General features: G+C 53.0%; 12 protein-coding genes. 9 read left to right on the top strand and 3 right to left on the bottom strand.

The genetic code is table 11. The features are described from left to right. The first annotated feature begins 45 nt into the window (after positions 1-45). Together adk and EYC87_RS12470 are read left to right on the top strand one after the other, a co-directional pair. A complete protein-coding gene (gene adk, locus EYC87_RS12475; RefSeq protein ID WP_279253175.1) occupies positions 46-693 on the top strand; it encodes an adenylate kinase in 648 nt (215 codons plus the stop codon). Between the two features lie 256 nt (positions 694-949). Next, on the top strand, positions 950-1858 hold the full coding sequence (locus tag EYC87_RS12470; protein ID WP_279253174.1) for a hypothetical protein: 909 nt from the start codon (positions 950-952) through the stop codon (positions 1856-1858). A gap of 63 nt (positions 1859-1921) precedes the next feature. Here the strand turns inward: EYC87_RS12470 and mobA are convergent, their stop codons facing one another. Next, entirely contained in the window at positions 1922-2488 is a 567-nt protein-coding gene (mobA, locus tag EYC87_RS12465; protein WP_279253173.1) for a molybdenum cofactor guanylyltransferase MobA, read from the bottom strand. A gap of 85 nt (positions 2489-2573) precedes the next feature. On the opposite strand from mobA, the gene tsaB reads away from it, so the two are divergent. Genes tsaB through trpS form a run of 6 tightly spaced genes read left to right on the top strand, consistent with a single transcriptional unit; the run spans position 2574 to position 8471 of the window. Further along, a complete protein-coding gene (gene tsaB / locus EYC87_RS12460) occupies positions 2574-3284 on the top strand; it encodes a tRNA (adenosine(37)-N6)-threonylcarbamoyltransferase complex dimerization subunit type 1 TsaB (protein WP_279253172.1) in 711 nt (236 codons plus the stop codon). After that, a complete protein-coding gene (locus tag EYC87_RS12455) occupies positions 3284-4084 on the top strand; it encodes an undecaprenyl-diphosphate phosphatase (RefSeq protein ID WP_423243979.1) in 801 nt (266 codons plus the stop codon). The genes tsaB and EYC87_RS12455 overlap by 1 nt, the downstream gene beginning before the upstream one ends. A 15-nt stretch (positions 4085-4099) precedes the next feature. After that, a complete protein-coding gene (locus tag EYC87_RS12450) occupies positions 4100-4990 on the top strand; it encodes an NAD(P)-dependent oxidoreductase (protein WP_279253170.1) in 891 nt (296 codons plus the stop codon). Beyond that, entirely contained in the window at positions 4991-6307 is a 1317-nt protein-coding gene (locus EYC87_RS12445; RefSeq protein WP_279253169.1) for a M18 family aminopeptidase, read from the top strand. 6 nt (positions 6308-6313) lie between these two features. Next, on the top strand, positions 6314-7426 hold the full coding sequence (locus tag EYC87_RS12440) for a tRNA-queuosine alpha-mannosyltransferase domain-containing protein (protein WP_279253168.1): 1113 nt from the start codon (positions 6314-6316) through the stop codon (positions 7424-7426). Between the two features lie 37 nt (positions 7427-7463). Beyond that, positions 7464-8471, top strand: coding sequence for a tryptophan--tRNA ligase (gene trpS, locus EYC87_RS12435; RefSeq protein WP_279253167.1), 1008 nt, complete (start codon positions 7464-7466; stop codon positions 8469-8471). 74 nt (positions 8472-8545) lie between these two features. On the opposite strand, the gene EYC87_RS12430 is transcribed toward trpS, so the two are convergent. Both EYC87_RS12430 and EYC87_RS12425 read right to left on the bottom strand, forming a co-directional pair. Beyond that, positions 8546-10531 carry a TonB-dependent receptor gene (locus tag EYC87_RS12430; RefSeq protein WP_279253166.1) on the bottom strand — a complete coding sequence of 662 codons (1986 nt, stop codon included), beginning with the start codon at positions 10529-10531 and terminating at the stop codon, positions 8546-8548. Positions 10532-10600: 69 nt separating this feature from the next. Further along, positions 10601-11029 carry a group II truncated hemoglobin gene (locus EYC87_RS12425; RefSeq protein ID WP_279253165.1) on the bottom strand — a complete coding sequence of 143 codons (429 nt, stop codon included), beginning with the start codon at positions 11027-11029 and terminating at the stop codon, positions 10601-10603. Positions 11030-11210: 181 nt separating this feature from the next. Here EYC87_RS12425 and EYC87_RS12420 point away from each other — a divergent pair, with 181 nt between their 5' ends. Beyond that, on the top strand, positions 11211-12314 hold the full coding sequence (locus EYC87_RS12420) for a phosphoribosylaminoimidazolesuccinocarboxamide synthase (RefSeq protein ID WP_279253164.1): 1104 nt from the start codon (positions 11211-11213) through the stop codon (positions 12312-12314). Positions 12315-12320 lie beyond the last annotated feature (6 nt).

The following is a 12320-nucleotide window of genomic DNA, read 5'->3' as shown; positions in this document are numbered from 1 at the left end:
CGAAGCGGCTAGACCGCATCCATTCACAAACGAGGAAACTCGCCAATGCGATTGATTTTGTTGGGCGCCCCCGGCGCAGGCAAGGGAACACAGGCCCAGTACATCACGGGAAAGTTCGGCATTCCGCAAATATCTACCGGTGACATGCTTCGAGCAGCGGTAAAAGCCCAAACAGAATTAGGTTTGCAGGCGAAGGAAGTGATGGACGCAGGCGGTCTTGTTTCTGACGATATTATTATCGGCTTGGTGAAAGAACGTATCACCGAAGATGATTGCGCTAACGGCTTTCTCTTTGATGGATTTCCTCGCACTATTCCGCAGGCACAGGCGATGGTAGAAGCCGGAGTTTCTATTGATCATGTCGTCGAAATCGCCGTTGAAGACGAAGATATCGTGGCCCGGCTGAGTGGCCGCAGAGTCCATCCCGGCTCTGGACGCGTCTATCACGTGCGCTACAATCCGCCTCAGCAGGAAGGGCTGGATGACGAAACAAACGAAGCTCTGGTGCAACGTGAAGACGATCAGGAAGCCACGGTGCGCAAACGTTTGGAGGTTTACCATTCCCAAACCAGTCCTTTAATCGACTTCTACCAAAACATGGTTGGAGACAACTCACCCGCTTATCATTGCGTTCCTGGTGTTGGTGGAGTGGAAGAAATTCGTGATGCAGTGCTTGCGGAACTCGACGGCTAGTAGCGTAAATTGCATGAAAAAGGGGGGCTTAGCTCCTCTTTTTTTATGCCTAAAAAACCCATTTACACTATAAATACAGTGATTTTTAAGAGGTAGCGCGTTGCTTTTCTTTTTTTAAAAATTTTTCACAAGGCTTTTTTCTTCGCAGGTCCTTGATTTAAACGATCTTTTTGTTGTCAACTATGGTTGTAAGCGTTGACCTTTGTTGCTATTTTTGAGGCGCGTTACCTGACTATTAACTCTGGAGATAAACGTAATGGCAAAGGCAAAGAAGAAAACTACTGCGAAGAAGGCGCCGGCTTCACGCAAAAAGGCGCCTGCTAAGAAACGTCCCGCTGCAAAAAAAGCTGCAACCCGAAAAGCACCGGCTAAGAAAGCGGCACCGAAAAAAGTGGAAGTCTCACCAGCAGTTGCTCGTGCGAATGAAGCGATGGGTAAATTACAAAAAGCATTGGACGCAGAGAAAAAATCGCTTGCAGCTGCGCGTAAAAAAATTGATGCAGCTCGCAAGCAGGCCGCTAAGAAAGCAACGGCCGCCAACAAGCGTGCTGTAAAAGCAGCGCAGAATGCATCGAAAAGAAACTCCGCCAAGATTAAAGCAATGCGTGAGAAATTAGGCGTGGCGAAAAAGCGGGCAGCAGACGCTTCAGATGCTGCGAAACTCAAAGCTGCAAAAGTTGCTGCCCAAGAGAAAGCACTGGCTAAAAAGGCCGAGTTGGCGATTAAGGCCGAACTGGACAAGGCGGCTCACCTGGCGAAAGCGGCAGAAAAGTGGATGAAGGATCGTGCCAAATCAGATGCTAAGAAGCTGGCTGCACTAGAGAAAAAGATAGCCAAGCAGATCGCTGCAGCAGAGAAAAAGGCGCTAGCGAAGGCCAAGGCTGCGGAAAAGAAAGCTGAGGCTAAGGCGAAGGCTGCTGCTAAGAAAGTAAAATCTGCAGTGACTAAGAAAAAGCCTGCGGCCAAGAAAAAAGCCAAGAAGGCCGCACCAAAGAAAAAAGCGGTAGCTAAGAAAAAAGCGGCTCCCAAGAAAAAAGCGGTAGCTAAGAAAAAAGCGGCTCCCAAGAAGAAAGCGGTAGCGAAGAAAAAAGCCGCTCCCAAGAAAAAAGCGGTAGCGAAGAAAAAGGCCGCTCCCAAGAAAAAAGCAGCTGCAAAGAAAAAGTAGTGGCAGCTGAATAACAAAGCCCACCGGCAGCAATGTCGGTGGGCTTTTTTTTGCCCCTCTGGTTTAAGCCAGTGCGTTTATGTTGAGAAAACTCTCTGATTGGTTATCCATATCAACGGCCACTGCACCTACTTGCTCATACCAGTGACGAACTGCGCGTTGGCCACTGTCGAGAAACGCCGGCAGTGATAGCAAGCATTCTGTGCGCATGAGCGCACAAAGGTATTGCCCGCCATCCCTGGTTTTTGCGTAGGCTACAGATTCCTCTGGTGATTGTGCCAGTGCTTGCAGTAAATGCTTTGCAAGGTTGGCAGGCAAGATAGGCGTGTCGCAGGGAACAATCATTACCAGTGGATGGGTAATCGCTGCGGTGGCCGCCTCCAGACCAGCTAATGGGCCCTGATATTCGGGGCGAAGGTCGGCGTTGGTCACTGTCGATAGTGCAGCGTAGCGTTCACGATTGCGATTGCAACTGATCAGCACTTCACTAACCTGGGGGGCAATTCTGCGATAGACGTGGTCGATCAGTGGTAGACCTTGCCAATTGAGCAACCCCTTGTCTTGGCCGCCGGCCCTTCGGCCTGCACCACCGGCAAGTATCAATCCGCTTATTAAGGGTGGTCTGGTCACGAAATTGCTCACGGGTGGTTCTTACTGTCTGGCTGCTGTGTGATAATTCAGTTTAACACCTACCCGCGGAATCAAGTACAAAGCGATGAAAGGCATATTGGCCATCGAGACTGCGACGGAAGCTTGCTCCGTGGCACTGTGGCGCGAACCAGAACTTCAACAGCAGCACGAAATCACCCCTCGCCAGCACAGTCAGAGGCTGTTTGGCATGTTGCGTGAATTGCTTGCGGACGGGCGTCTGCAAGCGCATGGAGTGGAGGCTATTGCCTACGGTTCCGGTCCCGGCTCTTTCACAGGATTGCGGATTGCCGCCAGTGCCGTGCAAGGACTTGCATACGCAAGCGGGCTGCCTGCCATTCCAGTATCCACACTGGCTTGTCAGGCACAAACGGCGATTCGAACGGAGCTTGTTCGGGAGGGAGATATTATTCTCAGCACTATCGACGCGCGTATTAATGAGATTTATTGCGCCTGTTATCGCGTCGAGAATGGTCTGCCCGTTGCTCTTGGGCCCGCACAGGCTTGCGCACCTTCTCAGTTGAGCTTGCCGGAAAGCGTAACTGGGGTCACGGCGGTGGGGAGCGGTTGTGAATTTCTGGATGAAAGTACCCAGTTTGTGCGCGAGGCAATCGACGAAGCTCATTCGCAGCTGGTGCCAGAAGCGAGAGACCTCATCCCGCTTGCCTTATCGGCTGCGAAACGAGGCGAGTTACAGTCCGCGAGGCAAGTGCAACCGGTGTACGTACGAGATGAAATCAATTGGAAAAAGATAGCTGAGCAGGGCAAGCAAGAATGATTGACTGGCCCCAGGCGCTTGTTCTTGCTGTTTTACAGGGACTCACTGAGTTTTTACCCATATCCAGTTCCGCTCACCTGGTTATACCTTCGTTACTACTGGAATGGCCGGACCAGGGCCTCGCATTTGACATAGCGGTTCATGTTGGGACGCTTGCGGCGGTGGTCTTCTATTATCGACAGGACTTGCGGCTGATTTCGATCGCCTGGCTTCGGTCTTTGGCTGGAGCCCCGTCCAATGGCGACAGTCGGACGGTGTGGTATTTGCTGCTCGCATCGACTCCCGTTGGATTGACGGGGGCGTTTCTCGGTGGTTTTGTTGAGGAACATGCTCGTAATCTGCCGGTCATTGCCTCGACGACACTGCTATTTGGTCTGCTTCTGGGCTTTGCAGATCGTCGTGCCAGGGTTACAGCTGGTAGTCGCTCGCTGAGCTTCGGCGTAGCCCTGTTTATTGGGGTGGCGCAGGCGCTGGCGCCCGTGCCGGGAGTTTCACGTTCCGGGATCACGATAACAGCAGCACTGCTTTTGAACATGAGTCGAAAAGACGCGGCACGCTTTTCGTTTCTGCTATCAATTCCGGTGATATCGGGATCAGGCGCAGTTAAAGCCTGGGAGCTGATCCAAAGCGCAGAGCCGGTAAACTGGTTGCTGATCGGCTGTGCATCGCTTGTATCTGCGATTACAGCCTATGCCTGTATCGCATTGTTCCTTCGGTTGCTCGATCGTATTGGCATGATGCCCTTTGTCTACTACCGCATTTTATTGGCCTTTATTCTGTTTGCAGTTTGGTTGGCCTGAGCTGGGAGAGAGTTTATGAAACTTGCATTTATTGGCCTCGGTGTCATGGGCTTTCCTATGGCAGGGCATCTGCAGCGTGCGGGACATGAGGTGACTGTTTATAACCGGACCGCTGAGAAGGCGCAAAAATGGGTCGCACAATATGGGGGAGACTCAGCAGAAACGCCACATCAGGCAGTCATCGGCGCTCAAGTAGTTTGTCTTTGTGTCGGTAACGATGACGATGTCAGGAGTGTAATGTTGGGTGAGCAAGGAATCATCACAGCTTGTTCCCCGGGAACGGTTGTGATCGATCACACTACAGCATCGGCTGACCTTGCCAGAGAATTGTATGTTGCCACCGCTCAGGTTGATTCAGGGTTTTTAGATGCGCCTGTTTCCGGCGGCCAGGCCGGCGCGGAGAACGGCGCACTTACCGTAATGGTAGGGGGCGAGCAGTCGGTGTTCGAACGAGCGTTCCCGGTCATTGATTGCTATGCCCGTTGCGCTCGGCTGCTGGGTCCCTCTGGCAGTGGTCAGTTGGCGAAGATGGCGAACCAGATATGTATCGCTGGCATAGTGCAGGGACTCGCGGAGGCTTTGGAGTTTTCAGCGCAGGCCGGGCTGGATTCAGCTGCCGTTATTGAAGTGATTTCTCAGGGGGCAGCCCAATCCTGGCAAATGGAGAATCGCTATCAGACCATGCTGGCAGGGAAATATGAGCACGGGTTTGCCGTCGATTGGATGCGCAAAGATTTGGGGATGGTGCTCGCTGAGGCTGACGCGATGGGGCTCGATTTGCCGGTCGCTGCCTTAGTGGACGGCTTCTATAGTGAAGTACAGTCTATGGGCGGTGGTCGATGGGATACTTCCAGTTTGTTTGCCCGCATGCGTGCAATGGGTCAAAACGTTTCACAAGAGGAATAAATGATGTCTGATCAGCAACAGTTCAATAGCCAGCTGTGCGGATTTCTTGCTCGCGCTACCACGCCTTTTCACGCAGTTACTGAGATGGTAAAGCAACTGCAGGATGCAGGTTTTTTGCAGTTGATGGAAGATGAAAGCTGGCAGTTGCAAGCAGGAGGGCGTTACTTTCTTACCCGAAACGGGAGCTCCCTGGTTGCTTTTGGTATTGGCGCAGAGGCTGGCCCGGCAGAAGGCCTGCGTATGGTGGGAGCGCACACAGACAGCCCGTGCCTTATGGTTAAGCCTACGCCTGAGAAAACCAGCCAGGGATACTTCCAGTTGGGTGTAGAGGTCTATGGAGGGGCTTTACTCAATCCCTGGTTCGACCGGGATTTGTCTCTGGCCGGAAGAGTCAGTTTTCAGTGTAAAAACGCTGAACTGAGAACCGCGCTGATCGATTTTCGAGATGCGATAGCAACCATTCCAAGTTTGGCGATTCATCTAGATCGAGAGGCCAACAAGAACCGCAGCATTAATCCGCAAAAAGATATTCCCCCTGTGTTGTGTCAAATGTCCGAGGGTGAAAAAGGCAACTTCCGTGAGTTACTGCATCAGCGTTTATTGCATGAGCATCCGGACTGCGATGTTGAGCAGGTGCTGGATTACGAGCTTTGTTTTTATGATACGCAGGCAGCCGCCATCGTTGGGCTGCGGGGTGACTTTATTGCATCTGCTCGTCTCGATAATCTGCTGAGCTGTCACACCGGTCTGCATGCCCTACAAGAGTGGGACGGTGCCGCCAGTGTGTTGCTGGTCTGTAATGATCATGAAGAAGTGGGGAGCTTGTCTGCAGCGGGAGCACAAGGGCCATTGCTTGAGTCAGTGCTAAAGCGGATTGCCGGCGATGACCAGGCCGCTTATGCAGCGCTCACAGAGCGTTCGATGATGATCTCTGCGGATAATGCCCATGGCATACACCCAAATTATGCGGATCGACATGATGAAAACCACGGGCCAGTCCTCAACAAAGGGCCGGTGATCAAAATTAACGCCAACCAGCGGTATGCATCCAACGCTGAGACCACCGGTCTTTATCGCATGCTGGCGGCGCAGGAGGGGGTGCCGGTGCAATCTTTTGTAGTGCGCACCGACATGGCCTGCGGCAGTACGATTGGCCCTATAACTGCGGGTGGGGTCGGCGTGCGTACTCTGGATATCGGCGTGCCCACTTTTGGTATGCATTCCATAAGAGAGCTCGCGGGGACTGCGGATGCTCATAATCTGAGCAAAGTGTTAAGGCGCTTCTATAATTATCGAGGCAGTCTGAGCGCCCGCTGATTCGCTGTGCGTGTTCTTCTTTTATCCGCTTATGCTGCCCAGAGCCATCGCTACTGGCAGCTCGGCTTACGGCAGATGTTCCCCCATTGGCAATGGGTAGAGTTGGAGCTGCCTGCCCGGCACTTCAGTTGGAGGGTGCGCGGCAACCCCCTGTTTTGGAGTGTGTCTGAGCGGGAGGTTTTAGAGAGCGGGTTTCAACTGCTGGTTGCTACTTCCATGGTTGACCTGGCGACATTGCGGGGGCTTGTGCCCGCGTTGGCCAGTGTCCCCAGTCTGCTTTACTTTCATGAAAACCAGTTTGAGTTTCCCCAGGATCGCCAGCAGCACAGCTTGCTGGAAGCGCAAATGGTGAGCATTTACAGTGCGATGGCTGCCGATCGTCTGGCTTTCAATTCTGCGTACAACAGAGACAGCTTTCTATCGGGTTGTAGCCAGTTGTTTGCGCGTCTGCCTGATTTCGTGCCGGAGCGTGTTGTTGATGCTATGGAGGAAAAAACCGAGGTGCTTCCCGTGCCACTGTTGCCAGTAGTTGAGGCACAGGCTAGCGCGTGGCGACCCGAAGAGAAATCGCGGGCGCTTCGCATTCTTTGGAACGCTCGCTTTGAGCACGATAAGGGTGGCGAGGGACTTCATCGTATTCTCAAGGGCCTGGAACCGTCAGGGCTCCATTATCAGCTCGCTGTTACCGGGCAACAGTTTCGCAATTCACCCGCGGTGTTTTCTGCAATCCAACGGGATTTCGAGCACCGTCTGGTTCAGTTTGGTTATATGGACTCCGCCGCCGATTACCATGCACTGCAAGCCGGCGCCGATATTATTCTGTCAACGGCGTTACATGAATTTCAGGGTTTGGCGGTGATGCAGGCGGTTCGTGCCGGCTGTATGCCCCTCGTGCCAGACCGTCTGGCTTATCGTGAGATGTATCCCGAACATTGCCGGTATCAATCCTGTCCCGACAATCTGCAACAGGAGGCCGACTCCGCGATAACACTTCTGCTGGAACTGGCAGCCCGGCCCTCAGTGCCTATCGATATGTCTGCTTACAGCATTGAGCAGCTGCGGCCACGTTACCTGCGCTTGTTGCAATCACTGCAGGATAGCCAGCCACAGCCAAGCTAGGTATCATTGGCGCCTTTTCCACTGACAGACAAAGTTCATGGCCAAGCAACGCGTGCTCACCGGTATCACCACTACCGGCACTCCTCATTTAGGTAACTACGTCGGCGCAATCCGTCCTTCCATAGCGGCGTCGCAAGATTCAACGCTGGATTCGTTTTTCTTCCTCGCTGATTATCATGCCTTGATCAAGGGGCAGGGGCCTGAACTGGTTCGGCAGTCCACTAAGGAAATTGCGGCAACCTGGCTGGCCCTTGGTTTGGATACTGACCACGCCCTATTTTATCGTCAATCCGATATTCCCGAGATTCCCGAACTTACCTGGGTACTCAATTGCAATGCCGCCAAAGGTCTTATGAATCGGGCTCACGCTTATAAGGCGGCGGTGCAGGCTAATGAGGATGCTGGTGAAGATCCTGATTTTGCGATCACCATGGGCTTATTTAGTTACCCGGTGTTAATGGCTGCCGACATTTTGATGTTTAATGCCAATAGTATTCCCGTTGGCCGTGACCAGATTCAACACGTGGAGATGGCCCGTGACATCGCGGGCCGCTTTAATCACAACTTTGCCGAAGTATTTACCCTGCCGGTAGCCGCGGTCGATGACAATGTTGCGGTACTGCAGGGACTGGATGGTCGCAAGATGTCCAAGAGCTATAACAACACTATTCCGCTGTTCTTGCCGGAAAAGAAACTACGCAAGCACATCAACAAGATCAAAACCAATTTGCTTGAGCCCGGCGAACCCAAAGATCCAGATGACTCTACCGTTTTCCAGGTGTGGGCGGCCTTTGCCGACGCGGCCGAGACTGCGCGCATGCGTAAGGCATTTGAGGAGGGCATTGCCTGGGGTGAGGCGAAAAAGCAGTTGTTTGAATTGATTGATGCTGAGTTGGCACCGGCGCGAGTTCGTTACGATGAACTGATGGAAGACCCGGGGCATATTGAGAGCGAATTGCTGAAAGGCGCGGAGCGCGCCAGGGAGCATAGTTCTGTTTTGATGGCCAAAGTGCGTGATGCCGTGGGTATTTCTCGTATTCGCTAGTGTTAACCGCGGGACTTTGTTGCCGATGGCTAGCGCGGCCCCGGTGACGCGTAGCCGCTCAGTCGATTAACTTGCTAGCGGCCAAAACTGTAGCCCACTTCAACATAGGCACCCAGAGGCTGCCCGACAAAGTACCGATAGTCGCCGAAGCCAAAATCCGCACGCTCAGCATAATCCTCGTCGAGCAAGTTGGTCAGCCGCAGGGTTCCCCGCCAGTGCGACGAAAACTGCGAGCTCACACGCAGGTTCATCAATGTATGTCCGTCATAGCTGTGTTTATTGTCGGGTTCGAGATAGTAAGAACCCATGTATACCCATTCCAGCTCGGCCACACTCTCCGGGTTGAACTCCCAACCCAGTCTTGCACTGCCAAAATGGCGCGGGGCGGTGTCGATATCGTTACCCTTGATGTCACCTGATGAACCCAGCAGGTTAATCCGGCTGTCATAGCGGTGGCGAGCAACGCTGCCCACGCCATTGACGTACCAGTTATCGTTGAAGCGATAGCCGAGATTAAATTCCAGACCCTGGTGTTTGGTACTTGCACCACTGATGTTCTGGCGATTGGCATCCTGGAATATGACATCGTCTTTTGTCATATAAAATAAAGACAGGTCGTAGTTCAGCTTGTCTGAGAAAACCCCGCGAAGCCCTACTTCGAGGTTATCCAGCTCTTCAGAATCCAGGTCGGCGACCTGTTGGCCGGCTTGTAGCCGATAGAGCTCGGTGGCTTGGGGCGCGCGAAAGCCATTGGCATAACGCAAGTAGGTTTGATGATTTTCTCCCAGGGTGTAGCTGCCACCTGCATTGAGAGACCAGTTGTTAAAATTGTCTTTCCTGTCGGCGGGACGATAGAAACGACAGGCAGTGGCTTCGGGCGCGCAGGCAGGGCCGTCACCGGTTTTGTTATCGTAGTCGTAGCGGCTGTACTCATAGCGCAAGCCCGCACTGAGCTCCAGCTTGTTGAGAGCCCATTCAAACTGGCTGAAAGCTGCCGCCATGGTGGCATCGACTTGGTAGTCATAGTGCACACCCGCCGGTTGGTTAGGGCTAAACCCGTCTGCCTGCACCTCCTTTAGCCAACCATCGGTGTAATCCGCGTCCAGGCCGTTAATCCAGCGCCACTGGCCCAGTTCGCTATAGATCGCGCCTTGAAATCCCAGGCTTCTGTGACCGTTTTCCTCCACTGGTTGCCAGGGCAGAAAATGCATCAGAAACTCCATGTCATTAGCACGCAAGTACGGGGTAAGGATCAGCTGGTGGTTGTCGCCCAGTTCCCGGCTGGCGCGGCTGTGAGCGAGAACAGACCAGGCGTCTCTGTAGGCTTCGGGATTGGGGTTTTGTCGTTTCAGGTCTTCGTCCGCGTAGGCTTTGTAGCCTTTTATGAAGCCGGCAGTTTCCTGGTTGAGGTTGCTGTAGTTGAGAACACTGCTGATGTCCCACTCGGTACCCGTAAAATCGTGCCGGAATGTCAGCTTTTGCTGATCATAGCCTGAGTCGTCCTTGTAGCCGCCGTTGGTGGTGGCGTTGGCACGAAGGCTAAGCCCGTGGGTGTCGCCGCTGCTGCCGTAGGCATACTTAGCGCGATAGTAGTCATAGGGGCCCGCTTCGACACTCAGGTCATTTTCTACCGCAGGTGCGGCACTTAGTATATTGATAACCCCGTGAAGTGCGTTGGAACCATAAAGCGATGTAGCGGGACCCTTGATGACTTCGATCGCTGCTGCTTGTTCGGTGTTTGCGTCAAACAGCTGGTTTATGTTGCAAAAGCCGGGCGCCCTGAGGCTGATACCATCTGCTGCCATGAAAAACGCACCACAGCTGCCCGCGCCCGTGAGCACGGGTGAGCGCAATGAGGGCAGACTCTCCTGACCATTGCCGCGGCTGATCCAGGCCCCCGCGACACGCTGCATTGCCTCGGTAATGTGGACATGACCGGTGAGTGCCAACTCGTCTTTGTTCACCCGTGCCCATGACAGCGGCAGCGTCGCCGCGTTTTCTGGCAAACGGCTCGCGGACACCAGTATTTCTTCCTGATAGATTTCTGTTGCAGCTAGCATTAGCGGATTTGCCAAAAGCCAGCAAGCCGCGACTAGCGCGCTCGATTTGGAGTGGAGCATGTTAAAATCTCAGTGGGAGGCGATAATATTTGAATCTGAACTGGCAGCGCTGGCTCCGTCACGGTTCCGTACTGCATCTGCTATCCGGAACATGGGAACCTTCAGCATTTCTACCAACTCTTCGCTGGCATTGGTCTTCTCCAGTGCTTTGTCCATGCACAATAACCACTGGTCACGTTGTTCCGGGCCTATGTGATAGGGCTCGTGGGGCTCGGTCATGCAGACCGTACCGTACTTGTCTGCGTATCGTGGGGGTCCGCCCATCCAACCGATGAGGTACATCGCCAGCTTTTGTTTCATGGGTGTGAGGTCTTGTGCATGCATCGCTCTCAAGCTGGCCACTTCAGGTAACTCGTCCATAATGTCGTAAAAGGCGTTTGTCAGTGCACAGATACCGTCTTCGCCCAGCAATTGGTAGGGTGTTTGGGCTTGGCTCATAGGTTTTTCCCTTGCAACAGAAGCAGTTCACAACGCCGTGCATTCTACACCTACTGGGCCGCAAAAGTCCCCAAGAAAGCACTCTTGAACAGGTGTCGTTCAGGATCAGCTCTGCTAAAATTCTCGAGCCGGGCAAGCTTGGGCTTGCTGTAATTTCACTACCCGTTAATGGAACCTTCACATGAGTCTTGCCAACAAAGTACTGGCTGTTAACAACGACCTGCCCATTCGCACCGGAGCGCCTGTCCATAGCGGCAAGGTGCGATCGGTTTACTGGCTGAATGAATCCGATAGCGCACGCCTCATTGCACAGCGTGGTTATGACGTGGCGGCCGATGCGCCGCTCGCGATTATGGTGATCTCCGATCGAATTTCTGCTTTTGAATGTATATGGCACGGTGAGGGTGGAATGAACGGGGTGCCTGGTAAAGGCGCAGCTCTCAACGCAATCTCCAATTACTGGTTCGATAGTTTTCGCAGCCAGGGTCTTGCCGATAGTCATATTCTGGAGGTGCCACATCCGCTGGTTTGGATTGTGCAAAAAGCACGTCCAGTAATGATCGAGGCCATTGCCAGGCAGTACATTACCGGTTCGATGTGGCGATCCTATGCCAAGGGCGAACGTGAATTCTGTGGTATTGAAATTTCTGATGGCCTTGAGAAAGATCAAAAATTGCCAGAGCTGCTAATTACGCCCTCCACCAAGGGGATTTTGGAAGGCATACCGGGCGTTCCTGCGGTTGATGATGTGAACATTACCCGCGGCAATATCGAAGCCAATTACCAGGCCTTTCATTTCAATAATCTCACCGATGTAGATCTCTACGAAAAACTGCTGAAAGACGGCTTCGATCTCATTAGTGCGAGACTTGCAACACTCGACCAGGTTTTTGTCGATACCAAGTTCGAGTTTGGCTACGTCACCGATAAGTTAGGCCAGGAAAAACTGATATATATGGATGAGGTGGGTACGCCGGACTCCTCCCGTATCTGGGATGGTCCTGCCTGGCGTGACGGTAAGGTGGTGGAAAACTCCAAAGAGAGCTTCCGCCAATTGTTGCTGAAGCACTTTCCCGACCCCGATATCCTGCTGAACAAGGCGCGTATGGAAGAGCGTACAGCGCTGGCCAGAGACAACGCACTGCCAGAAGAAGTATTGATGCAGGTTTCTGCAACTTATACCGATATTGCAGAGAAAATCACGGGCAAACCTATTTCGCTTTCCCAGAACCCCAAAGCAGAGATCATTGATGTTCTCAAAAATGAGTACGGACTGATTAGCTGAGCGAAC

This window comes from Candidatus Seongchinamella marina, from assembly GCF_026262685.1.
GTDB classification, from domain to species: Bacteria; Pseudomonadota; Gammaproteobacteria; order Pseudomonadales; family Halieaceae; genus Halioglobus; species Halioglobus marinus.
The sequence above is the reverse complement of the archived record's forward strand: the minus strand, read 5'-3'. Positions and strand labels throughout refer to the sequence as shown.

Bases quoted from the DNA above. Each gene is read 5' to 3' on its own strand.
- EYC87_RS12470 (WP_279253174.1), top strand. From the start codon at position 950: ATGGCAAAGGCAAAGAAGAAAACTACTGCGAAGAAGGCGCCGGCTTCA.
- EYC87_RS12445 (WP_279253169.1), top strand. From the start codon at position 4,991: ATGATGTCTGATCAGCAACAGTTCAATAGCCAGCTGTGCGGATTTCTT.
- EYC87_RS12450 (WP_279253170.1), top strand. From the start codon at position 4,100: ATGAAACTTGCATTTATTGGCCTCGGTGTCATGGGCTTTCCTATGGCA.
- trpS (WP_279253167.1), top strand. From the start codon at position 7,464: ATGGCCAAGCAACGCGTGCTCACCGGTATCACCACTACCGGCACTCCT.
- EYC87_RS12430 (WP_279253166.1), bottom strand. From the start codon at position 10,531: ATGCTAGCTGCAACAGAAATCTATCAGGAAGAAATACTGGTGTCCGCG.
- EYC87_RS12425 (WP_279253165.1), bottom strand. From the start codon at position 11,029: ATGAGCCAAGCCCAAACACCCTACCAATTGCTGGGCGAAGACGGTATC.
- tsaB (WP_279253172.1), top strand. From the start codon at position 2,574: ATGAAAGGCATATTGGCCATCGAGACTGCGACGGAAGCTTGCTCCGTG.
- adk (WP_279253175.1), top strand. From the start codon at position 46: ATGCGATTGATTTTGTTGGGCGCCCCCGGCGCAGGCAAGGGAACACAG.
- EYC87_RS12420 (WP_279253164.1), top strand. From the start codon at position 11,211: ATGAGTCTTGCCAACAAAGTACTGGCTGTTAACAACGACCTGCCCATT.